The 21,334-nt window shown below is 66.6% G+C and carries 24 protein-coding genes and 1 other RNA gene; 10 read left to right on the top strand and 15 right to left on the bottom strand.

The features are described from left to right. The 5 genes from ACT3UN_RS11335 to ACT3UN_RS11315 all read left to right on the top strand — a co-directional run. Positions 1 to 1,527: hypothetical protein (locus ACT3UN_RS11335; RefSeq protein WP_444657109.1), on the top strand; the 1,527-nt coding region annotated here is incomplete at its 5' end. A 1,086-nt stretch (positions 1,528 to 2,613) separates the two neighbouring features. Continuing rightward, on the top strand, positions 2,614 to 3,342 hold the full coding sequence (locus ACT3UN_RS11330) for a hypothetical protein (protein WP_444657108.1): 729 nt from the start codon (positions 2,614 to 2,616) through the stop codon (positions 3,340 to 3,342). Between the two features lie 802 nt (positions 3,343 to 4,144). After that, positions 4,145 to 4,666 carry a hypothetical protein gene (locus ACT3UN_RS11325; protein ID WP_444657107.1) on the top strand — a complete coding sequence of 174 codons (522 nt, stop codon included), beginning with the start codon at positions 4,145 to 4,147 and terminating at the stop codon, positions 4,664 to 4,666. Positions 4,667 to 4,740: 74 nt separating this feature from the next. Next, positions 4,741 to 5,238: a DUF805 domain-containing protein gene (locus ACT3UN_RS11320; RefSeq protein ID WP_444657106.1), complete on the top strand. Its 498-nt coding sequence runs from the start codon at positions 4,741 to 4,743 to the stop codon at positions 5,236 to 5,238. Positions 5,239 to 5,625: 387 nt separating this feature from the next. Next, positions 5,626 to 5,841 (top strand): hypothetical protein, encoded by a 216-nt coding sequence (locus tag ACT3UN_RS11315; protein WP_444657105.1) that lies wholly within the window; start codon positions 5,626 to 5,628, stop codon positions 5,839 to 5,841. Between the two features lie 55 nt (positions 5,842 to 5,896). On the opposite strand, the gene ACT3UN_RS11310 is transcribed toward ACT3UN_RS11315, so the two are convergent. The 7 genes from ACT3UN_RS11310 to ACT3UN_RS11280 form a co-directional block, all read right to left on the bottom strand. Beyond that, positions 5,897 to 6,211, bottom strand: coding sequence for a hypothetical protein (locus ACT3UN_RS11310; protein ID WP_444657104.1), 315 nt, complete (start codon positions 6,209 to 6,211; stop codon positions 5,897 to 5,899). Between the two features lie 331 nt (positions 6,212 to 6,542). Beyond that, positions 6,543 to 9,002: an AAA family ATPase gene (locus ACT3UN_RS11305; protein ID WP_444657103.1), complete on the bottom strand. Its 2,460-nt coding sequence runs from the start codon at positions 9,000 to 9,002 to the stop codon at positions 6,543 to 6,545. A 110-nt stretch (positions 9,003 to 9,112) separates the two neighbouring features. Then, the gene (locus ACT3UN_RS11300; protein ID WP_444657102.1) at positions 9,113 to 9,496 is read right to left on the bottom strand and encodes a hypothetical protein; all 384 of its coding nucleotides are present in this window, start codon (positions 9,494 to 9,496) and stop codon (positions 9,113 to 9,115) included. Positions 9,497 to 9,522: 26 nt separating this feature from the next. Beyond that, entirely contained in the window at positions 9,523 to 9,738 is a 216-nt protein-coding gene (locus ACT3UN_RS11295; RefSeq protein ID WP_444657101.1) for a hypothetical protein, read from the bottom strand. Positions 9,739 to 9,764: 26 nt separating this feature from the next. Then, a complete protein-coding gene (locus ACT3UN_RS11290) occupies positions 9,765 to 10,124 on the bottom strand; it encodes a hypothetical protein (RefSeq protein ID WP_444657100.1) in 360 nt (119 codons plus the stop codon). After that, on the bottom strand, positions 10,121 to 10,348 hold the full coding sequence (locus ACT3UN_RS11285) for a hypothetical protein (RefSeq protein WP_444657099.1): 228 nt from the start codon (positions 10,346 to 10,348) through the stop codon (positions 10,121 to 10,123). The genes ACT3UN_RS11290 and ACT3UN_RS11285 overlap by 4 nt, the downstream gene beginning before the upstream one ends. After that, positions 10,345 to 10,671: a hypothetical protein gene (locus tag ACT3UN_RS11280; protein ID WP_444657098.1), complete on the bottom strand. Its 327-nt coding sequence runs from the start codon at positions 10,669 to 10,671 to the stop codon at positions 10,345 to 10,347. Before ACT3UN_RS11280 ends, ACT3UN_RS11285 begins: the two co-directional genes overlap by 4 nt. 364 nt (positions 10,672 to 11,035) lie before the next feature. Here ACT3UN_RS11280 and ACT3UN_RS11275 point away from each other — a divergent pair, with 364 nt between their 5' ends. After that, entirely contained in the window at positions 11,036 to 12,157 is a 1,122-nt protein-coding gene (locus ACT3UN_RS11275; RefSeq protein ID WP_444657097.1) for a tyrosine-type recombinase/integrase, read from the top strand. Between the two features lie 87 nt (positions 12,158 to 12,244). On the opposite strand, the gene glnA is transcribed toward ACT3UN_RS11275, so the two are convergent. Next, complete coding sequence (glnA, locus tag ACT3UN_RS11270; RefSeq protein WP_301443391.1) at positions 12,245 to 13,591, bottom strand: type I glutamate--ammonia ligase; 1,347 nt, start codon at positions 13,589 to 13,591, stop codon at positions 12,245 to 12,247. Between the two features lie 111 nt (positions 13,592 to 13,702). Between glnA and panB the strand changes: the two genes are divergently transcribed. From panB to ACT3UN_RS11255, 3 genes are read left to right on the top strand one after another with little or no spacing between them, the layout of a single operon-like run. Then, positions 13,703 to 14,539 carry a 3-methyl-2-oxobutanoate hydroxymethyltransferase gene (gene panB / locus ACT3UN_RS11265; protein ID WP_301443390.1) on the top strand — a complete coding sequence of 279 codons (837 nt, stop codon included), beginning with the start codon at positions 13,703 to 13,705 and terminating at the stop codon, positions 14,537 to 14,539. A gap of 48 nt (positions 14,540 to 14,587) precedes the next feature. Then, positions 14,588 to 15,097, top strand: coding sequence for an RNA polymerase sigma factor (locus ACT3UN_RS11260; protein ID WP_301443389.1), 510 nt, complete (start codon positions 14,588 to 14,590; stop codon positions 15,095 to 15,097). Then, on the top strand, positions 15,094 to 15,699 hold the full coding sequence (locus ACT3UN_RS11255) for a methylated-DNA--[protein]-cysteine S-methyltransferase (protein WP_301443388.1): 606 nt from the start codon (positions 15,094 to 15,096) through the stop codon (positions 15,697 to 15,699). The genes ACT3UN_RS11260 and ACT3UN_RS11255 overlap by 4 nt, the downstream gene beginning before the upstream one ends. Before the next feature lie 22 nt (positions 15,700 to 15,721). On the opposite strand, the gene ACT3UN_RS11250 is transcribed toward ACT3UN_RS11255, so the two are convergent. From ACT3UN_RS11250 to ACT3UN_RS11220, 7 genes are all read right to left on the bottom strand, one after another. Next, positions 15,722 to 15,895 carry an SPOR domain-containing protein gene (locus tag ACT3UN_RS11250; RefSeq protein WP_301443387.1) on the bottom strand — a complete coding sequence of 58 codons (174 nt, stop codon included), beginning with the start codon at positions 15,893 to 15,895 and terminating at the stop codon, positions 15,722 to 15,724. Between the two features lie 21 nt (positions 15,896 to 15,916). Then, on the bottom strand, positions 15,917 to 16,264 hold the full coding sequence (locus ACT3UN_RS11245; protein WP_301443386.1) for a DUF202 domain-containing protein: 348 nt from the start codon (positions 16,262 to 16,264) through the stop codon (positions 15,917 to 15,919). After that, complete coding sequence (locus ACT3UN_RS11240; RefSeq protein ID WP_301443392.1) at positions 16,261 to 16,608, bottom strand: YidH family protein; 348 nt, start codon at positions 16,606 to 16,608, stop codon at positions 16,261 to 16,263. Before ACT3UN_RS11240 ends, ACT3UN_RS11245 begins: the two co-directional genes overlap by 4 nt. A 163-nt stretch (positions 16,609 to 16,771) precedes the next feature. Then, positions 16,772 to 17,227: RNase P RNA component class A (rnpB, locus tag ACT3UN_RS11235), an RNA gene on the bottom strand. Positions 17,228 to 17,284: 57 nt separating this feature from the next. Then, the gene (locus ACT3UN_RS11230) at positions 17,285 to 17,956 is read right to left on the bottom strand and encodes a histidine phosphatase family protein (protein WP_301443385.1); all 672 of its coding nucleotides are present in this window, start codon (positions 17,954 to 17,956) and stop codon (positions 17,285 to 17,287) included. Next, positions 17,953 to 18,789 (bottom strand): C4-type zinc ribbon domain-containing protein, encoded by an 837-nt coding sequence (locus tag ACT3UN_RS11225; protein WP_441579748.1) that lies wholly within the window; start codon positions 18,787 to 18,789, stop codon positions 17,953 to 17,955. The genes ACT3UN_RS11230 and ACT3UN_RS11225 overlap by 4 nt, the downstream gene beginning before the upstream one ends. Beyond that, positions 18,782 to 20,047: a Nif3-like dinuclear metal center hexameric protein gene (locus tag ACT3UN_RS11220; RefSeq protein WP_441579747.1), complete on the bottom strand. Its 1,266-nt coding sequence runs from the start codon at positions 20,045 to 20,047 to the stop codon at positions 18,782 to 18,784. Before ACT3UN_RS11220 ends, ACT3UN_RS11225 begins: the two co-directional genes overlap by 8 nt. 94 nt (positions 20,048 to 20,141) lie before the next feature. Here ACT3UN_RS11220 and ACT3UN_RS11215 point away from each other — a divergent pair, with 94 nt between their 5' ends. Next, positions 20,142 to 21,329, top strand: a complete 1,188-nt coding sequence (locus tag ACT3UN_RS11215) for an arsenate reductase/protein-tyrosine-phosphatase family protein (RefSeq protein WP_441579746.1) — start codon at positions 20,142 to 20,144, stop codon at positions 21,327 to 21,329. The last annotated feature ends 5 nt before the right edge of the window (positions 21,330 to 21,334 follow it).

Here is a 21,334-nt window from a genome sequence, read left to right as displayed (position 1 = left end):
CATGGCCCTGTCCTGGCGGAGGATGCTCAAGCGCAGAAAGAAGCGCGGGAGGCCGAAGGCTATGTCCCGACTCCCGGGGAAGCTCAGGACCCGCGGTTCCCGGACGGTCCACCAGAACCCGATCCTGAACAGCAGCGACGGGACAACAACAACCTCAGCATCGCGGCCAACAGCAACCAGAACCCGGCCGATGTCCCGCAGGACCCCGCCCCCACCCCTGCGCCACAGCCTGCGCCCTACACCCCCGAACAGATCGACGACAACAACGCCCTGGCAACAGCGGCCAACAGTAATCAGAACCCGGCAGACACCGACAGTGCATCCGGTACGAGTGCTACTGATGCAACCCGCAACGCAGCTCCCGTCGGCGCGGGGGCCTCAACCCCTAAGGATCCCGATCCCGACGGCCGCACCGGCGGTACCGCGAACCAACAGCCGTTGACCGATGCTCCCTCGGAATACGGACATCAGGTCGCCAAGGATCCTGACGGTGCCTACGACATCGACCCGCTCGGGCTCGACGAGGGTTCAGAGGTCATTCGGTTCGACGACGGCTCCGCCCAGATTAAGGACGCCGACGGCAACATCACCCGTTACCTTCCAGCGCCAGAAGATGGCGGGGAGGGTGGAGGCAACTTCGCCGAGAGCATTCACTATGATGCGGCAACCGATCAAACCACCCAGGTGATGATCCAGAATGGTCAGCGTACTGAGGTCACCAAGCCAGGCAAGCCCGATTCTGCCGCCCCGGAAGGATCCCCCGAGGCATCGGGAGCCTTGGGCACCATCCCGTCGAACCCGCAAGGGGTATTTGTGGATCCGAACACCCCACGGGCTGATCCAGCGATCGCTGGGCAGGCAGTCCGGGACGTCGGCCCGATTAATCCCGCTGATCCGCCGAGTGTGGTCAACCATCCAGGGCAGAACTCCGCTGACGTGCGTCCCGGTGACGGGCAACAGTCCGTGCGGGTGAACCCGCAGACCGGTGAACAGATCGGGCTGGGCACCACCGATAACCCGAAGGAAGGCCCATTTGTGCCCCGTACCTTCGACTGGGTCCCCGACACCATCAACAACGCGTCTGCGGCAGATGGCGGCGCGGCTGAGCCGGATTCCGGTCAGGCACTGCCCGACAACATCATCACAGATGGGATTGTGACAGGCATAGGTGGGGCAGGCCAAGGAATGGAAATACACGAGCGTCGTAACGAGAACTATGGTCGGCATGCTAAACCACATGTACCGTCAGACGCAGAAGGCCTCGTTCGCCGAGCTGGACGAGCAGCAGGACCAGTAGGGGCCGCGCAAGCAATTTACAGCATAGCATCCGCCGATAACACTGTTGAGCAGGCCGGACGCGAGGGTATATCTGCTGGTTTCTCCACAGCCGGCGCTGCGGGGTTCGGCTTGGTCGGTGGTGCGATCGCTGGCCCTCCCGGGGCCATTGCCCTAGGCGCCGTAGGAGGGTTGGCCGGTGACTGGCTTGGCGAGAAAGTCGGAAATTGGCTGATCGGCGAAGAAGATTAGGGAGCGAAAATGGACTATTATGCGGTAATTTGCCTAGTTCCAATGTTCATATTTGCTTTAGCGGCCTCACAGGGCTACGACGGGTTCGGTTTTTGGACAACATTTCTATGGACCATCTCGGCCCTGTCGGCAACCATCGGAATCTATGTATATAGAGGTCAAGACGTAGACGCACTAGGCTTCATCGGAATGTTTTACCTAATCCTACCGATCTGTATTCTAGCCAACTACAGGAGTCACGTAACGCTTTCTCGACTTTTTGCCGATATTTACACAGTTACCGCTGCTCCAATTCATTCGGCGGGATGGATGCTCAATGTGTTCCTGCGCGTTTCCACGAAGGGTTCAATTCCACTAAAGATTCCGAGTCCGTGGCCAATTATAAATCACAAACCGCAACAAAGCAAGAGCTGGGAGACTATTCAGGATAAACGTATCCGCAGATGGAGGAAACTAACCAGAAAACTCAATGTTTCACAGAAGGGTGCAAATGAAGATTAAACCTGTCGATATAACTTCCACTGTAATTGAGCTTAGTAGAGTTATGGAAGCGCCAGCTACTGTGCCAAGCAGCGCTTGGGCCAGTCACGTATTCGATGTGCTGGTCGAGCGACATTCGATACCTAACATCTGGCGGCCCGCCGAAAGGGCACTCGGCGAACTTGAGGAGTTTCCCGGTAGAGTCTTCACAAATGGAAATATTTCCAGGCACGGATCCGCCCGACGGGCAGATACCCTTGTTTTCGCGATATTCACATTTCCAAAAGACATAACAATCGCTGAACTTACTCGCGCTGTTTACCGTGAAGCTGGCTGTGGATTACTATCTCATCCTATGGTGTCGTGTATTGATCACACCATTCTACTCGAAGGAACTTATACCTCCGAAGGGCTCCCCCTCCACGCGTTAACCAGATATCACTTGCATAGCGATCGCAGCACGATCTCCCAAATTACCGTGACGACAGCATCACGCTCTGAGGTCGATCCAGCCACGCGTGGCTGGCTGAGCGCTTTGGACACTTCCAACGATGAAACGTCGGGAAGTTAGGTCGCTAGTTTATCACCGGAGTAAGGTCATGGACCATGACACAAACACACCCTAATTCTCTTGAGAAAGTAGAAAAAGTGACAACACTCTCACGAACAACACTCGCCGCAACCCTCTGTGTCACGACCATCCTCCTGGCCTCCTGCAGCGACGGCGTAGAAACTGTGACATCTGACAACGCCACCACAACCACTGCTACGACTCCTGCCGAACGAACCGACAGAGCCAGCGTCGGTGAATGCTCCTCTGAGGACAACGCGGACAACTACATCGAGGCCAATCATAATCCGAAAGAGCCCATCTTCAGCATCCCGCTGCCAGAGGGATGGGAACGCACGACCAAGATGGATAGCGAGCTGGTGCGACTGACCACAGGCGATCGTGCCAGTGGCCCTGAGAAGGCTCGGACGGCTATCCTGACTGTGGAGCCCACAACCGTCGAGGGCACGGTCATGTTCGACCAGAATGCGGCCTTCATCGAATCCACGATGTCGCCGGAGAATCTCGTTCGCCACCCTGAGACCTCGGTGTGCGGACTAGCTGCGCAGCAATTCGATTACACAACATCGGGAATGGGCGGGGCGACGCAAGCCGTCCATCAGCTTCTGGTGTCTGTCCCGGACATCAACGGCAGTAGCCTGGTCGCAGTCCTCACCGTCCAGTCTGCCGAAGCTGACGCTAGTGATTTCGCCCCCATCGCCGACACGATCATCTCAGGCATTCGCGTCGAGGATCCCACAGCAGGTCAGACTGTGGAATCATAGCCACGAACCGACTTCAATCGGGCCGCTAGTAGCCGATGATAGTGGCTGATCGCGCCAACAATGACAGTGGTCGCAACGGTAAGCCAGTCGGAGCTCACAGGCAAGATACGGCAGCGGAAAGAGCCGGTCGAGGTATCGGCGCGAAAGTCCCTGCCCGAGCACTCGGGTTTGCCGGCAACGCCGTTACAGGAGTGCAGGCCGGGTTTGCGGCGGCCGAGGATCCCGATCATGCTGGCGGAGCCATCGGCGGAGGACTGGGGGCTGCCGGCGGAGGGCTGGGAGGTGCATATATCGGAGGCGCAGCAGGCGCGCTTACCGGGCCATTCGCCCCGATCGCAATCCCCCTCGGCGGCGCTATCGGCGGAGTCGTCGGCGGAGAAATCGGAAATCGAGTCCTGGCACCCGTTGGCCAAGCGATTCAAGACTTATTCAAATGACTCTAGTGCGGTGATATGATCCCCATGACAGGAATGGAATTTTGGCTACTCTCCTCAATAGCGATAATTATTATTTCACATGCTCTAGTCCCAATTTTTGGCGAGTTTGTCGAATCTGTCCAACACCCAAAAGAGGTATCTGAAGCCATATTCTTTACGGGCAACGCTCTTCTTTATATCCCTATCCCTGCGGCACTCTTCCTAGAGGGTTCCGTCAGGGATATGATTCCCATTTGCATCCTAACTTCATTAATGCATATTGCCATGCGAGGCTGGATGGGTCTTCGCGCGCTTCCGCCCTCGCCGCGCTACATCTGGAACGCAGAAAAAACCCTGTACAGAACCATCATGAGAAAGGACCACCCGTGACCCACACCACCTCCACCACCGTGTTCTCTGCGGTGCAGCACCTGCTCGACACCGCCGTGTTGAGCACAACCGCCCCATGGGACAAGGAATGCCTGGAGTACATCGTCGGCGCCCTGGCCCCCCGGTGGGGCATGGCCGTGTCCACGGACAATGTGGTCATTGCCGTACCCACTCCGCCGCGACCGTCGGAGTTCTCACCCACCGTCATCGCCTACGGTCACCACTGCTCCCCGACGGCATCTTCGGCGCTTCCCGCCGCTCTAGCCGACGCGCTGAGACTGGAGGCAACCAGTCCCCTCTACCGCGACACCATCGTTACTGCGGACCCCGATACCGAACGGGAGACCACGTTCAGCATGTCGGCGACCTACACCACCGACAGTGGTCACCACGCCAGTGTCACCGAGTACCTTCACCACGATATCGCTAGGGGTGTCGTCTGGGCGGTTATCGCCACCGACGCCGCTGACGAGGGGAGGATCGTTGTGGAGGCATTACGCAATCACCGATCACGATAACAACGCCCACACACCGCCCACACACCGCCCACACACCGCCCACACACCGCAGCGAATGGAAAGGCCCCCCCACCATGTCAGATTCCTCGACCCCGTACCCGCCACTGTACGGACCGCGGCCGCACACCCCACCCCACGATGACCCGGATATCCTCGCCGACCCCCACTACGGCATCAGCTTCAGCCAGGCGATACTACGCGCTTTCCACAAATCCATCGACTTCAAAGGCTACGCCTCCCGAGGTGAATACTGGTGGTTCTTTCTTTTCGCCTTCGCCACCAGCTTCCTCCTGACGTTCCTGTCGACCGCTTTCATCTCGCAGCGCGTGTCCGATGTTCTCGGGATGGCCGCGTTTCTGGTGTTTCTGGTTCCCTCTCTATCGCTGTTGTGGCGCAGGTTACACGACGCAGGCTTCTCCGGACTGTGGTTTTTCATCAGCGTCATCCCAATAATCGGAGGTATCGTGGTGTTCATCATGCTGTTGCTACCCACCCGCACAGAGAAACGCTCGCCGGCGTGGGATCACCCAGCGCAGACGACGTTGACACCACAGGCCGATCACCGCAACTGACCCCGAGTCCATGCACCACCGCCAGGCACTCAACGACGAACCCCGAAGCGCACGATGTGGGAGGAAGAATCAATGAGTTCACTGCTGCTATCCATCGTGGGAGTATTCATTACCCTGTCACCGACGATCATCCTGGTGTGGTGGTACGCGAAGAAGCGGTCGAACCGACGTAACGACCGGGACTCAGTACCAGCAATGGAGTTCTTTGATGACTGGTATGGGGGCCCACGGGCCCCGGATGCACACCATGGGCGCTGTGCATCTATGCCGGTGAGGCGGGATGCCGGGAACACGGCCGGCGACAATGGCACAACGGCGCGCTGAGCCGCGTGGTGGTTGCAGTCCGCGGTTCTCGACCAGCGCAGCGCACGTGGGTCGTTACTTCCCATGTTCAGCCACGGCGTCAGCGGTGGCCTGATTGGTGGGTGTGAAATCCCCGGCGAAGCGAAGCTGGATGACACTGACCTGGCCGACGAGCTGTTCCAGGCCCTCAGCAAGATCTGCCAGGTCATCCTGGCTTGCCCACCAACCAGGAGAATCGCCGGAACCGGGCCTGAGCGGCCCGCTGCCGGGATTTTGAGACAGATTCGCTACTCGTTTTAGCGGCGCGGGGGTTTCAGCGCCGGGGAACGACGTACAGGGGCGGTGGGGCGGGTGCTCACCACCCCACAGCGACGGGCACTAGGGGGAGGATCATCATGAGCATCGCTGCGAGACTGAGCGCAAACACTCCCACGTAGCGCCGACGAGCACGCGTGTGCAGCCACTGGAGGTCGTCGAAGCTCAGATCGTCAAGCGCACCCGAAGCGTTTAAATGCAGTTCAATCGCCATAATCTCGTTCTGCGAGCGGTGCGCATCGCGAGTGATGACGATGAAGGCCGGCAACAACGGCAGGAAGCCCCAGCCTCCGCTGCTGATGACGATGACGACGAATCCTACGGGAGCAAGGGCTACGAAGAGGACCGGATCCATGCTCGGCCTGTATATCAGGCTGTACCCCCGGATTAGCCGCTGATACCTCTTTTTGCTGCGAGCCACGGACACCCCTCTCCTTCGCACCACGGTCCACCGCCCACAGCTTATTCCACCGTCCGGGGCGGGGAGCCGTGACCTCCGAGGTATCCCTCAGCCCCTCTCACACAATAGCAGGAACTCCCAGACCCCCCTAGATGGGGTTCTGGAAGTCCTGGGACGGGTCATGAAATTTCCAGTTTTTGCAGGTAGATATATGTTTTGACCCGTCCCAGAGGTTCCGGGACGGGTCAGGGCTGCGGGACGGGTCGTGAGACGGGTCGCGGCCCTGTCACATGAGCGCGTAAACGGTGCTTCGCCCGGTCTTCCGGCGGTCCACCGCGCCCGCTTCGACGGCGGTTTCGATAGCCGCCTCGGCAGCCGCCTTGGTCATGCCGTCGCCGTCTTCCCGCAGGGCTGAGACCAGCGCTTTGTAGGACGCGACCTCGCCGCCGGCCTTCCGGATCACCTCGGCCACGCGGATGGGCGCGCTCTCGGCCGCCTCCCGATCGGCCTTGGCGGCCTCGCGCTCCCGCTTCTCGGCGGAGACCTTGGCGGGGATGATGCGGCTCACCAGCCCGGGCAGCTCCCGAACGTTTCGCTTTCCGACGGTGACCGTCGCGCCCGTGCGGTCGAGCGTCCACACGCCCGCCGTTGCACGATCGCCCGGTGCGCACAGGGTCGTCTTGATTCCGTTGTGCCGATCCTTCGCAATCGACACCCGCGCGCTCATCTCGGTGTCTGGGTATCGATCAGCGTCGGGCTCCATCGGCCGCATGGTCAGCACGACATCCACCGCCTGCCCCTTGGCCGACGAGCCTCGGGGACGCTCGGAGGCCTCGTGGCCGACGTGATCCACGACAACCACGCAGGTCAACTCCGACAGCTCCCGGAACTGGCGCAGCGCAGCCGTCACGGCAGTGTCCGAGTTGCTGTCGCCGTCCGCCAGCGCGAGAAGCTGGGTCAGGCTGTCCACGATCACCACCTGCGGCAGTGGATCAGCCTGCACCAGGTCCGCGATCACACCTGCCAGCGCGGCGGTCTGAGATACCCCGCGTCGGGTGGCTAGCGACGGGAGGCTGACCACCTCAAGATCCCCGTGTTCAACGCGCTCCCGGTCCGCGCCAAGCTGGGCGGCGCGGGTCAGCAGCCCCTGAGCGCCGTTGCCGTCGGCGTCGATGTAGATTCCCCACCGTGTGTCCTGTGCTCGCTCACTCGGCAGCGGCCATGCCGGCGGGATAGCCGCAGCCAGGGTCAGCCAGGTTTTCCCTGCGCCTCCAGGCGCGGCCAGGAGGTGGAGGCTCTGCGCGTAGAACAGCCCGCCATGTACAGGCTCGCGCTCCTCAGCATCGTAGGCGGCGTCCAGGTCCTCGTCGGTCATCATGCGATCTGTGCGCTTGATCCTCGATGCTGTTCGGCCAAGGTCCATGCGCAGTACCTCAGCGCGCTCCCGACCCAGCGCCCTGGCGAGCTGTTCCAGCCCCTCGGCTCCCAGCGCAAGCAGGCTGTCCCAGCGCTGCCGTACCCCGTCCGGCCCGAGCTGCGCCACGATGGTGGCTGCAGCAGTGCTGCCCGAGCGAAGAGCCACGGCGGCCGCGAGTCGGTCCGCGAGCTGCCCCGCCGTCTCCTGGGAACTGGCGACGGTCATGGCAGAGGGCTCCTCAGGGGTTGTGGCAGCGCTCGGGAGGGCCAGGAGGCTACGGGTGTCAATCTGGCCCTGGGCAGGGATCCCCGCCGCCCCGTAGGCGGCGGCGAAGTCACCGCCGTGGTGCAGGGCGGCGAAGGCAGCGATCTTCGAGTGCGGCCCCGCCTCCAGGACGGGGCTGGAGGTGCTCCAAACCTCCAGGTAGGTCCCGCGCTGGCAGTCATGGGCGGTAGAGGACTTCGCACTGGAAGCCTCGGGGTGTCGCCACTGAGTGCACCCGCAGGCTGCGTCCGCCCCGGTCTCGGCCCACCCGGCCGGCTCCAGAATGTCTGCCCAGGGGGTCCGCTCCTCCCACGCTTCCAGGCCCGGGTGCCGAGATTCCGTGTCCCCAGCCAGGGCCGCCCGCCGGGTGGCCTGCTCCTGCTTGCGCTCGGCGGCCGCCTCGCCCTCGGCCGTGAGCCAGGAGCACACCGCCTCGGGCAGGTCGTAGACCTCCCCGACCAGCGCATACGCCCCCGCATCTCGCTGCGTAGGGGGAATCGCGGCCTGCTTGCTGTAGAGGAACATGTCGAACGTGGGGCCCTGGACCTCGGTGCCGGTGCGGCCCTCGGCGTCTACAGTCAGCACGGCCGGCAGCCCGGCGTGCACCGCGTAGTTGTCGGGCAGCAGGAACCACCAATGACCGCCGTCCTTGTGCTGCCGATCCACCGTCCCCGGCGTGGCCACCGTGGGCCCGGCATCGGGCAGGCCGCGGGCGGCGAGGAAGGCGTCCAGTGCCGCCACCTGGTCCGGGGTGTCCGCGTCGGCCACAATCAGCCTGTTCCCGGCGCGCATTCCGACCCCCAGCGCCGGGCTGCCCGCCGTGTGGTCCCGGAAGACATCATCCAGGCATTCGGACCAGGCTTCGGGTGTGATGACGGCGCGCTGCCAGCCGGTCATCCGCGGCGCCTTGTCCCCCGGCTTCAGCGGGATGACCGGCAGGCCGGCGGCGACCAGCGGCATGATGAAGCCGGCCGCGGCGTCGCGGGTGGTGGTCAGGGTGTGCGCGTCTCCGGCCGCCAGCATGGCCGTGACCTGCTCGGCAGTGGTGTCCCTAGAGGTGGACATGATAGACTCCTACTCATAGTTTTCGTTCATCGTTCGTTCTTCTTGGCGGGAGACGGGAGATGGAAAGAGACCCCCGGCGGTAGTGGTTTCCGCCGGGGGTCTCGTTGTACTTAGGCGGCCTTGGGGGCGGCGGCCTTCTTCGGCCGACCCCGGCGCTTGCCCAGGGCCTCGACCGCGCGAGCACCGGGGAGCTTCGTGGGGGCGAGGGCACCTTCGGGGAGGGCGTCAAGCGTGCCCAGCAACTCATGCGCGGCGTTGTACGCACGCACCTGTTCGCGGAGCTCCTCCAGCGCGGTCTCGATCAGCTCCGGGCCGGTCTCAACCGTGGAGGCGGCGGCCTCCACGCGGCGCATGGCCCGCTGCGCGGGGGTCAAGTCCTTGCTCTTGTCCTCGCCGATCGTCGGCAGGGCGGGCGGAGTCGTGTTCGGCTCCTGGCCCGCAGGCTTCGGGGTGACGTTCTGGGGGTTCTGGGTCTTGCTGTCGTCGTGCGACATGTCGAAATTCCTTCCGGTGTGGTGTGTCAGTTGTTGGTGTTCTCGGGCAGCTCGTCCGCCGCGGCCCGGAGAGCCTTGGCGGCCTCCGCCAGCAGATCCTGCAAGTGCCCGATGTTGTTCAGCAGGGTGTCCTCCCGGAGGTCACCGAGGTAGTCGTGTTTGGCGTGTGCTTCGACGTCTGCCGCGGTCGCCCGGAGGCGGTCAGCGGTACGGAATGCGGGGGTCGTGCTGTCGTTCGACATGGCGTGAATACCTTTCGGGCTGGTTGTCAGTTGTTCGGGATGTCGGTGTCGGTCGCGCCCACGCTGCGGGCGTTGTCGGCGTCCTCGGTGGCGCTCTCGCGGGCAGCGGCCTCCAGGGCGGAGGCGTCATCTTCGAGGGTCGAGGCAATGGTGCGAACACGCTCACGGGCGCTCTCGGCCCCCTCTTCGAGCGCCGTCATCGTGGCCCCGTAGATGGGCGCAGGCTCCCCCGACCGCGTGTTCACGGAGGTCTCTTTCTTCGCGGTCTCCAACAGCTTGTCGAGGGTACGGTCGGCATCCGTCTTGAGCTTCTTGGCTGCCTCCCGCAGCCGGTGGGCGGTAGCGAGGACCCGGGGGCGGTCGAACGACGCGTCGGGGGTGGTCATCGGTCTTCTCCTTCGCGGGGACGGTGGGTGACCTGGTCCATCAGGTCGAAAAGATCATCCATAAGCTCGGCGGCCCGCTCGAACTGCCTGTCGGTCATCTCCGCCAGCTCGTCTGCAATATCGCTAGTCGGGTGGATCGCATTGATGACCTCCTGCGCCTGGTGCAGCTCATGCAGTGCAGCGGTGACCTCGGGGCTGAGGGTGATGGTGGTCGGGGCGCTCATGCTGCGGCCCTCCCCTTCCGCTCGTAGCGGCCGTACCGCTCGACGCGCGCCCGGTTGGACCCCTCCACGGCTCGCTGCGCGCGATCGATGTGGGCGGCCGCGGCGTCCTCGTCGAGGCCGAGGGCATCGATGATGGGCTGGGCCGGCCAGAGGATCCGCGTGGCTGTCTGGATGGCGCGAACGGTCTGCCCGCCGAAGTCGAGCCCCCCGCTGCGGGCGGCCTGCCGAAGGGTGGGCTGCGAGAGCCCCACCAGCCGTGCGAGAACGGGTGTCGTGAGGACGGTCGGAAGCTCCGGACTTAGGGGAGCCTGAGGGATATTCATCGTCTCTTCCTTTCAGTGTGATTGGTGGTGGTGTGAACGTGTGACGCTAACCGTATACACCGGACCACACCAGATGCGACTGGAAAATATGCCATGACCTGCGTCCGAGTACCACAGTGACATTCGGAGGTTGGGTCCCTCCTGGATATTGTGCCGATCCTATAACTCCGCTATCCTGGTGGATATCCGCTGATGGACCTACCAAAATCGCTGAGAATAGGGTGAAGCTGCAATGACCAATGTGGTAGTCGGAGATGGGGTCTCAGCCCCTGAAAAAAGGGGCAGGCCAAAAACGGCTCCAGGGTCCTGGGGAGCGGTCACGGCCGCGCGAGTCGGCCCGAGGCGGTGGGAGGGGCGCGTAACCGTGCGCCGACTCGACGGGTCGAGAGCACGGATCCGCCGGTATGAACGCAGCGCCTCGGCGGCCCGGGCGGCGGCCACCGAGGCGGCGCGGGAGGAGGCCACCCGCCGCGCCGGAGGCGGGCGCCGGGAGGTCCTCTCGGACAGCTCGTCCGTGGCGGCACTGGCTGAGGCCTACATCGCCTCGCTGGAGGGGGAACGGGCAGCCCACACCCTCATGCAGTACCGGTCAGTACAGCGTAAGCACATCCGCCCACGGCTCGGGGAGATCTCGGTCGGGGAATGCACAACGGCGCTACTCGATGACGTGGCCGTGTCGGTCGGGGACGGCACCTGGCGAACGATCAGGGCGATCTTGAGCGGGGCTTGGCGCTGGGGTAGCTCCCGTGGCATCACCGCAACCTCCCCCGTCCCAGCAACCAAGACCGCTGCCCCCTCCAGACCCGATTCGGTGACCGTCGTAACCCCCGCCGAGCTACGCGCACTCCTTGCGCGGTTCGAGGAGCTCCGGGACGGCGGAAATCGAGGGACACGGAAACCCTGGCTCGGCCCCCTCCTACTCGTCATGCTTGCCACCGGTGCGCGTATCTCGGAGGTGATGAGGATGCGCTGGGAGGACATCTCAGGGCTGGACGACGACGGCCCGGTGGTCATCGGAATCCGGGGCGCAAAGACCAGGACGCGCCGGGCGGCGGGCGCGTCTCGCGTGGAGGGAGACGACCTTCCCGTGACGCGATCGGTCACCCTCGCGCCCTTTGCAGTGGAGGCGCTGCTAGAGCAGCGGGAAACTCTTGGGGATCTCGCGGGCCTTACGAGGTGGGTATGGCCTACCGCGGCGGGGGAAACTCATCTCAACCGCTCGGCAGTGCAGCAAGGGCTGCAAGATGTCTACGGCTACGCTCCCCCCGGGCAGAAGCCAAAGCCTCTGCCGGGGCTGCGGGTCACTCCCCACGTGCTCCGCCACACGTCCGGAACATGGATCGGCCACGACTCGACGCGCGGCCGCTACGAGCGCGACAGAGCGCTGGGCCACTCCCCTTCCGATGTGGGGGGCATCCATTACGATGGAAGCGAGACGGTGGACATTGCAGAACTCATGCAGAACCGGTGGGACCGCAAGGAATAAAGTGCCAATAAAGTGCCAATCGGCACCTCCCCTCCCCCGGCAGACCAGAGAATCAGCAGGTCAGAGGGGGTTTCTCGTGAGAGGTTGTCAGAACTCCAGGTTGTGCGCCAGCTCCCACGGAGTCACCTGGGACTGGTAGGACTTCCACTCCTCCCACTTGTTGCGCAGGAAGTACTCGAAGACGTGCTCGCCCAGGGCGTCCGCCACGAGCTCGGACTTCTCCATCTCGCGCAGGGCCAGGTCCAGGTCGGTGGGCAGGTCCTTGTAGCCCATCGCCATGCGCTCGCGACGGGTCATGCCCGCCACGTCCTCCTCGACCGGCGGGTGCAGCTCGTAGCCTTCCCGGATGCCCTTCAGCCCGGCGGCCAGCAGCACGGCGTAGGTCAGGTACGGGTTCGCGCCGGAGTCCGGCGTGCGGATCTCCACGCGACGCGAGGACGGCTTGTGCACCGTGTACATCGGCACGCGGATCATCGCCGACCGGTTGGACGCACCCCACGTCGCCGCGGTCGGGGCCTCCGCGCCACTGGTCAGACGCTTGTAGGAGTTGACCCACTGGTTGGTCACCGCGGAGATCTCCGGGGCGTGCTCCAGGATGCCGGCGATGAAGGACTTCGCCGTGCCCGAGAGGTAGAACTGGTCGTCCGGGTCGTGGAAGGCGTTGTTCTCGCCCTCGAACAGGGACATGTGCGTGTGCATCGCCGAACCGGGGTACTCGTGGAAGGGCTTCGGCATGAACGTGGCGCGCACGTCGTTACGTGAGGCGACCTGCTTGACCATGTAGCGGAAGCTCATCACGTTGTCGGCCATCGACAGGGCGTCGGCGAAACGCAGGTCGATCTCCTGTTGGCCGGGGCCGGCCTCGTGGTGGGAGAACTCCACGGAGATGCCCATCGACTCCAACGCGGAGATCGCGTCCTGCCGGAACAGCGGAGCGGCGTCGGTGACGGCCTGGTCGAAGTAGCCGCCGGTGTCGGCGGGCCGCGGACGCCCGTCCGGACCGTCCTGGTTCTTGAGCAGGAAGAACTCTATCTCCGGGTGCACGTAGCAGGAGAAGCCCTCGTCCGCGGCGCGGTTGAGCTGGCGGCGCAGCACCTGACGCGGGTCCGCCCAGCTCGGCTCACCGTCCGGCATGGCGATGTCGCAGAACATGCGCGCGGTGAGCACCTGGTTGTCGCCGCCGGCAGTGTCCAGGGGCAGGATCTGGAACGTCGACGGGTCCGGCTTGGCGATCGTGTCGGACTCGACCACACGCGAGAACCCCTCGATCGAGGACCCGTCGAACCCGATGCCCTCGGCGAATGCGCCCTCGAGCTCCGCGGGAGCGACGGCGACGGACTTCAGGTACCCCTGAATGTCCGTGAACCACAGACGGACGAAGCGGATGTCCCGTTCCTCGAGCGTGCGGAGGACGTATTCCTGTTGGCGACTCATGGCCCCCATCGTAACGCCCGCCCCGGCGGTCAGCCCCTTTTTTCCGGCCGGTTGCACGGGTTGTTACACATCGTTAACACCTGCCTGCCTGACGTGGCACAATATCGTGACATGGCTGACAAGAACGAGACCACCGGATACCTCGCACCCACCCGTCAGGTCCGCATCGGCGACCTGCGCAAGCGCAAGGACTCGGGCGAGAAATGGGCCATGCTCACGGCCTACGACTACTCCAGTGCGCGGGCGTTGTCCGCCGGCGGGATCGAGTGCCTGCTGGTCGGCGACTCCGCCGCCAACGTGGTGTTCGGCTACTCCCAGACCCAGCAGATCAGTCTCGACGAGATGATCTACATCGCCGCCGCCGTGGTGCGCGGTGCGGGCAACGCCCTGGTCGTCGCCGACCTCCCGTTCGGCACCTACGAGGCCTCCGACGAGCAGGCGGTGCGCTCGGCCGCGGAGATGATGCGACGTTCCGGCGCGGCGATGGTCAAGATCGAAGGCGGGGTGCGCATCGCCCCGCGGATCCGCGCGCTGGTCGCCGCGGGTATCCCGGTGTGCGCGCACATCGGCTTCACCCCGCAGTCGGTCAACGCCCTGTCGGGATTCAAGGTCCAGGGCCGTGGGGACGCCGCGGACCAGCTGCTCGACGACGTGCGCGCCGTGGCCGAGGCCGGCGCGGACTTCGTGGTGCTGGAGATGGTGCCGGCGGACGTCGCCGCGCGGGCGACCGAGGCCGTCGACATCCCCACCGTCGGCATCGGCGCCGGCCCGGGGACGGACGCCCAGGTGCTGGTGTGGCACGACATCGCCGCACACCCCGCCGACGGCCACCGGCCGAAGTTCGCCAAGCAGTGGGCGCAGGTCGGTGAGGACCTCACGAACGCCGCGGCGTCCTACAAGCGCGAGGTCGCCGAGGGCACCTTCCCGGCCGAGGAGCACTGCTTCTAGAAACGGACCTCACGTTCCCGGTCGCCGGCGCGTCTACCCTGTGTGACGATGCAGCAACCATTCGATGAGGCCGTGAGACGGCACGGAGCCACCGTGCTGCGGGTCTGCCGCGCCGTACTCGGCCCCGGCCCGGACGCCGACGACGCGTGGTCCGAGTCCTTCCTGGCCGCACTACGCTCCTGGCCCGAGCTGGCCGACGACACGAACGTGGAGGCGTGGCTGGTGCGCGTCGCCCACCGCAAGGCCGTGGACGTCACCCGGGCCCGTGCCCGGCACGCCGTCCCCAGCGACGACCTGCCCGAACAGGCTTCCGCACTGGGCAATCCCGAGGACTCCGCCGGCCAGGACGGACACGGGGTGTGGGCCGCGGTGACGGCGCTCCCGGAGCGCCAGCGCCTCGCGATCGCCTACCACTACCTCGGCGGACTGCCGCACACCGAGACCGCCGGGATCATCGGCGGGACCCCGGAGGCGGTGCGACGCGCCGCGTCCGACGGCATCAGGAGTCTGCGCAGGACCTACCGCGCCGAGGCGCACACGAAAGGACGGTCGCGATGACCGACGAACTCTCCGACCTCTTCCCCGTCGACCCTGCCACGTTGGACGGGTTGGACGGGCTGCGCGCGAGCCTTGCGGCGAAGGCCGCCGAACACGACCTGGTGGACGTCGCCTACCGCACGGTCGACTCCCCGGTGGGCACGTTGCTGGTGGCCGCGACCGCCACGGGCCTGGTGCGCGTCGCCTTCGAACGCGAGGGCTTCGACACGGTGCTGGAGTCCCTGGCGACGAAGGTCAGCCCGCGGGTGTTGGAAGCGCCGCGGCGCCTGGACACCGTAGCCACCGAGCTGGACGAGTACTTCACCGGCGGCAGGCACGCCTTCGACGTGCCCCTGGACTACGCCATGTCCTCGGGATTCCGGCAGCAGGTGCAGCGCCACCTGCCGCACATCGGCTACGGGCACACGCAGACCTACAAGGAGGTCGCCGAACTGGTCGGCAACCCGAAGGCGGTCCGCGCCGTGGGTACCGCCTGCGCGACCAACCCGCTGCCGGTCGTGGTGCCCTGCCACCGGGTGCTTCGCTCCGACGGGGGTCTCGGCGGCTACCTCGGCGGCCTGGAGGCCAAGACCACGCTGCTCACGCTGGAGCACGCTGTGTGAGCATCGGGACGCCAGACGGACGCTAGTCGTCCTCGTCCCAGTCGTCGGCCGCCTTCGTGCGCGCCCGCGCCGTCTCCAGGGCCTGCTCTGCCTCCTGCTTCGAGGTGTACGGGCCCATGCGGTTGCCCCAGCCCGAGGTCTTGCCCTGGGTCACCTCACCACTGGAGGTGTCGAAGTACCACTCGTTGTCGCTCATACCGTTCGAGTCTAACCGCGTCTAACCACCGAACGCACCACGCGCGTCGGCCAGCACGAACACCATGCCCGCCAGCCCCAGCACCACCGTGCCGGCCGTCAGTGCCACCACCGCGCCGGACGAGACCCCCGGCGCCGCGTCCTGCGCACCTGCCACCGCGCGCCGGTAGCGGTCGTAGCGACGCCGCTGCGTCGCGTAGATCACCCCCGCCACCAGCATCAACCCGCCGGAGACCGCCACGACCACCGCACCGTAGTGCGGCGCCCAGCGCAGCATCACCGCCGCGGCCACCAGGTAGGCCAACGAGGTCCTGCCCCAGGACATGCTCGTGCGCTCCGGCTGCAACCCCGGGTCCGTCGGCAGGCTCACGAGAACACCATGACCGTGACCACCACCGCGGCGAGCACCGCGCCCACCGACAGGGCCGGCACGATCGCCGGTGCCGGCAACGGCCGGTCCTCACGCATCGCCCGCTCCACGCGCAGCCATCGCACCGCCGCCCCACCCGCCAACAGGATGCCGATGGCGATGGCCACCAGCGCACCGGCCGAACGCAGGTGAGCGGGCAGGTCGTCGACGGGCAACGCCTCCAGCGCCACACCACCGGCGATGAACGCCAGCGCGGTACGCATCCACGCCAGGAACGTCCGTTCATTGGCCAGGGTGAACCGCGGGTCCGGCTCCTCACCGCCCGGGAACAGCACGCGCGCCAACGCCGGACGCCTACGCTCCTGCGCTGAGGCCTGCTCTGAGGCCTGCTCTGAGGCCTGCGCTGCGTCCGGTGCCGTGTCGTCGCGCTGTCCTGCGGTGCCGTCATTCACGGTGAATCATTCTAACGATCGCGGCCGGGCGCCGGTGAACACGAGAAGAAGTTTTGCGTCGAGAGGGCCTGTGAGCCGGATTCTGTCCCGCCCCGGGCACGCGGGCCCGGGCATGTGCGGCGGCGATCATCCATCTGGGTCAGCCGTCACCGGCTGCCTCAAGCGGTCTACCTGCCCCTTCACCGACGAGCAGTCGACGGGGCACGGCCGCACCGTAAAAAACGGTCGCGGCCACTTGACCTTGCTCCCGGTGGGGTTTACCTAGCTACGCCGGTCACCCGGCGCACTGGTGCGCTCTTACCGCACCGTTTCACCCTTACCCCGGCCCGACCCCGGAACTGGCCGGGGACGGTCGAGGCGGTCTGTTTTCTGTGGCACTAGCCCGCGGGTCACCCCGGGTTGCTGTTAACAACCACCGTGCTCTGAGGAGTCCGGACTTTCCTCGACACCGGGCCCACGCCCGCACACGTGCGGACGCGGTCCCCGGCGCCGCGATCACCCGGCCCTCTCGACCCGGATAACTCTAGCACCTGCCGGTGCCTCCCCATTCAGTGCCGGTCAGTGCCGGTTAAAGCAGGTGGTGGGTGTCGTTGACCCCGCGGACCACCGAATGGTCGGGGTAGAACTCCACGTTCGACAGCCCCGCCAGGTCCAGGTGCAGGGTGGAGTACATCGTGGCCGGCACCTGCAGTGCCCGGCGCAGGATCGCCTTGATCGGCGACACGTGGCTGACCAGCAGGACGGTGCGGGCACCCGTCAGGCCCTGCTCCGGCGCTCCCGCCAGCCCCTGGACCAGGTCGCCGCACCGCCGCTCCACGGCGGCCATGCTCTCCCCGCCGACGGTGGGCACGGTGGTGTCGCCGACCCACGCGGCGTGCTCGTCCGGCCAGCGCCGGTGCACCTCGTCGAAGGTCAGGCCCTCCCACTCGCCGAAGTCGGTCTCGATGAGGTTGTCGTCGACCTCCACCTCCAGGCCCAGCCTGTCCGCCGCCGCGGCGGCGGTCTGCCTGGTCCTGGCCAGCGGTGAGGAGATGATCCGGTCGATCCCCTGGCCGGCGTCCTGACGTGCTGCCAGGAAGGACGCCGCCCGCCGCGCCTGCTCGACGCCGAGGTCGGTGAGGTCCGGGTCGCTGCGTCCGGAGAACACCCCGGCCGCCGACATTTCCGTCTGCCCGTGGCGCAGCAGCAGCACCCGCACCGGCGCGCCGCGCTCACCCATCCACCCCGGCGCGCCACTCACGAGGTGGCGCCCCTGTCGCCCTCTGCCTCGTAGGCGCTGGCCTGCGGCAGGAGCATCACCCCGCACTCGGGGCAGGACGCCGGGTCGTCCTTCGGCGCGGCGAGGATCTCCGCCAGCGACGCCCGGTCCAGGGTCATGAAGCAGCCACGGCAGGACGACCCGGCCAGGGCGGCCGCGCCGACGCCGTTCTCGCGCTCGCCTCGTTCGTAGCGGCGCAGCAGCTGCGGCGAGCCGGACTCCAGTTCGGCGCGCAGGGAGTCGGAGTGCTCCTGAAGCGACTCCAGCTGCCCGGTTATCTCGCGGTGCCGGGAGGCGTGGGCCTCGCGGGCTGCCTCCAGGGCGGCGAGGGCGGCGTCGAGCGCAGCTTCTGTGTCGTTGCCACCCGCGGCGTCCACTCCCGGCGAGGACGTGCCTTCGGCGGCGATGGCCTCCTCCACCTCAGCGAGGCGGCGTTCGGCGACGGCGAGGTCGTGCTTGAGGTCCCGGCGCGCCTCGGTGTCGACGGCCGCGCCCAGGGCGTTGACGTCGTCGCGGCGACGGGCGCGCAACTTCGCGGCGTCCTGCTGCATGCGCTGCAACCGCAGCGTCGCGTCCTGTGTCTCGCGCCCGGCGGCGGCCTTCGCCTGACGCGCGGCGACGACGTCCTTCTCCAGGCGGGCGATCTCCTCGGACGTCGCCTCTGCGCCGGAGGCACCGGACGCACCGGCCTCGCCGGCGAGCGCGCTGCGTCGGCCGTCGACGTTGACCAGGTCCCACAGGACCACGTGGGCGGGGCGTCGCGACGAGGGGGACGAGGGGCGGAAACTGGTCGGTGCGTCGGGTGCGTCAGGCACGGTGCTGTCCTCCGGAACAAGGTGACGGGGCGTGGAGGGTCCACGGGTCGGTGCGGACGTCGACCACGGCCGTGTCGACCCGCGGGTCGGCGGCGGCGATGATCTCGGCGGCCTGCTCGCACCAGGGGAACTCGCTGGCCCAGTGGGCGGTGTCGATGACCGTGCAGCCACCGGCGCGCAGGTGCTCGTCCACCGGGTGGTGGCGCAGGTCGGAGGTGACGAAGCAGTCGACGTCCAGTCCCGCCACCGTACCCAGGAAACTGTCGCCCGCCCCGGAGGACACGGCGACACGACGGATCACGGCGTCCGGGTCGCCGGCGGCGCGCACGCCCCAGGCGGTGGCGGGCAGACGCTGCGCCACCCGCTCGGTGAACTCGCGCAGCGTCATCGCCGTGTCGAGCTCGCCGACGCGTCCGATGCCGAAGGCGGTCGCCGGGTCGGCGGGCACCCCGGCGAGCTCGGTGACGTCGTAGGCCGGCTCCTCGTAGGGGTGCGCGGCCAGCAGGGCCCCCAGCACCGCCGCGCGGCGCGACCGGGCGGCGACGAACTCCACGCGCAGCTCCTCGACGTGCTCCAGGTGCCCGGGTGTGCCGGTGTGCGGGTCGGCGGACGCCCCGGGGAGGAACTGCCCGGTCACCGCGAACTCGTGGGAGCAGCACGTGTAACCGCTTACGGTGCCACCACCTGAGGCGAACACCGCCTCCTTCACGACCTCCGCGTGCTGCACGGGCACCGTGAAGCCCCAGCTGTCGAGCACCGGAGCGATGGTCTCGCCGCGGGCGGCGCGCACCGCCGCCGTCGCCGAGGCCGACGACGGTGCCAACGGTGCTCCCGCGCTGACGCCCAGGATCTCGGCGAGGCGGTCGTTGACCCCGGGGCGTGCCGAGTCGGCGCTGGTGTGCGCGGAGTACAGGGCCACCCCGGCGCGGATGAGCCGGTGCACGATCCTGCCCTTCGGGTGATCGGCCGGCACCCCGGTCGCCCCGCGCATCAGCAGCGGGTGGTGCACCAGCAGCAGGTCGGCGCCACCGGTGACAGCCTGCTCGACCACCTCGTCGGTGCAGTCCAGGGCCACCATGACCGAGTGCACCGGGGCCGCCGGGTCGCCGCAGACCAGGCCGCAGGCGTCCCACGACTCGGCGAGCTGCGGCGGGTAGGCGTCCTCGATCACCGACACCACCGAGGCCACCGTCGCTGTCGTGGTGTCGGCAGGGCCGGTCGTGTCTGCTGGGTTCTGTTCACTCTGTGTCCCGTTCACCCCGCCCACGATACCGCCCGAGTTGCCTGTCCCTCACGGCACTTTGGCGACCCTGCCGTGGCCGGGCCGCCGGGATTCTGGCACCCTGGGTTGCGTGACGGACGCACATGAGCCATCAGGCACCAGGAACAGGACCCTACTTGTCGACGTCGACGGGACCCTCGTCGACTCCTATCCGGGTATCCGCTCGAGCTTCCTGCGCGCCCTGGAGGACAACGACGTCCCCGCCCCCGGCGAGGATCTGCTGCAGCTGATCGCGGGTCCCCCGATGGTCGACAGCCTGCGCGGCCTCGGACTCGAGGGCGAGCAGCTCGACGCGACGGTGGCCAGCTACCGCGAGCACTACGACGGTGGCGGCTGGCTGGAGGCCCGTCCCTTCGACGGGGTGGCCGAACTGCTGCGTCTGTGGAAGTCGCAGGGCTACACGCTGGCGACGGCCACCTCGAAGTCGTTGAGCTCGGCGACGCGGCTGCTCAAGCACTTCGACCTCTACGACTACTTCGACGTCATCGCCACCGCCTCCGACGACGGCAGCCGGCGGGCCAAGGACGCGGTGGTCGCCTACGCCCTGGAGCAGCTCGGCGCCCCCGGCGGGCCGATCACGCCCGTCGCCGAGGGGGGCCCGGCCCACCGCCGCGGTCTGCTGATGATCGGCGACCGCATCCACGACGTGGAGGGTGCGCGCGCCTACGGTGTGCGCAGCGTGCTGGTCGACTGGGGCTACGGTGTCCGCGACGAGCACCGCAAGGCCGACTACTCGGTGGCCGACGCCTCCGAGCTGCGCCGCCTCGTCGACGAGTGGTCCGACGACCGGCCGCACATCTGCGTGGTGTGCACCGGCAACATCTGCCGCTCCCCGATGGGTGAGATCATGGTGCGCAGCGCACTCGAGGAGGCCGGGCTGGACGACGACGTGCGGCTGAACTCCTGCGGCACCGACGGCTGGCACGTCGGCGAGGCCGCCGACCCGCGGGCCGTCGCCCGGCTGAAGCAGGACGGCTACAACGGTTCCGGTCACCGCGCCGCCCAGTTCGGTCCCGAGCACCGCGACGCCGACCTGTTCCTGGTCATGACCGCCGCCCACCGCAAGGCACTGGTCAAGCGGGGAGTCGACGAGGACCGTATCGCCCTGTTCCGCAGCTTCGGACCGGCCGGTGACAAGGAGGTCGAGGACCCCTACTACGGCGACCGTGACGGTTTCGCCGAGGTCTCCCGCCAGCTCGCCGAGGCCATCCCCGGCGTCGTCGACTGGGCGCGTGCCCAGGTCGACGCCCGCGGCTGAGGGGG

Source organism: Corynebacterium sp. AOP12-C2-36 (assembly GCF_052379185.1).
Taxonomy (GTDB): Bacteria; Actinomycetota; Actinomycetes; order Mycobacteriales; family Mycobacteriaceae; genus Corynebacterium.
This window is presented reverse-complemented; position numbering and strand designations above follow the sequence as displayed.

Coding starts and splice junctions, on each gene's coding strand:
- ACT3UN_RS11330 (WP_444657108.1), top strand. CDS start 2,614: ATGACACAAACACACCCTAATTCTCTTGAGAAAGTAGAAAAAGTGACA.
- ACT3UN_RS11320 (WP_444657106.1), top strand. CDS start 4,741: ATGTCAGATTCCTCGACCCCGTACCCGCCACTGTACGGACCGCGGCCG.
- ACT3UN_RS11315 (WP_444657105.1), top strand. CDS start 5,626: ATGTTCAGCCACGGCGTCAGCGGTGGCCTGATTGGTGGGTGTGAAATC.
- ACT3UN_RS11310 (WP_444657104.1), bottom strand. CDS start 6,211: ATGGATCCGGTCCTCTTCGTAGCCCTTGCTCCCGTAGGATTCGTCGTC.
- ACT3UN_RS11305 (WP_444657103.1), bottom strand. CDS start 9,002: ATGTCCACCTCTAGGGACACCACTGCCGAGCAGGTCACGGCCATGCTG.
- ACT3UN_RS11300 (WP_444657102.1), bottom strand. CDS start 9,496: ATGTCGCACGACGACAGCAAGACCCAGAACCCCCAGAACGTCACCCCG.
- ACT3UN_RS11295 (WP_444657101.1), bottom strand. CDS start 9,738: ATGTCGAACGACAGCACGACCCCCGCATTCCGTACCGCTGACCGCCTC.
- ACT3UN_RS11290 (WP_444657100.1), bottom strand. CDS start 10,124: ATGACCACCCCCGACGCGTCGTTCGACCGCCCCCGGGTCCTCGCTACC.
- ACT3UN_RS11285 (WP_444657099.1), bottom strand. CDS start 10,348: ATGAGCGCCCCGACCACCATCACCCTCAGCCCCGAGGTCACCGCTGCA.
- ACT3UN_RS11280 (WP_444657098.1), bottom strand. CDS start 10,671: ATGAATATCCCTCAGGCTCCCCTAAGTCCGGAGCTTCCGACCGTCCTC.
- glnA (WP_301443391.1), bottom strand. CDS start 13,591: ATGAGTCGCCAACAGGAATACGTCCTCCGCACGCTCGAGGAACGGGAC.
- panB (WP_301443390.1), top strand. CDS start 13,703: ATGGCTGACAAGAACGAGACCACCGGATACCTCGCACCCACCCGTCAG.
- ACT3UN_RS11260 (WP_301443389.1), top strand. CDS start 14,588: ATGCAGCAACCATTCGATGAGGCCGTGAGACGGCACGGAGCCACCGTG.
- ACT3UN_RS11255 (WP_301443388.1), top strand. CDS start 15,094: ATGACCGACGAACTCTCCGACCTCTTCCCCGTCGACCCTGCCACGTTG.
- ACT3UN_RS11250 (WP_301443387.1), bottom strand. CDS start 15,895: ATGAGCGACAACGAGTGGTACTTCGACACCTCCAGTGGTGAGGTGACC.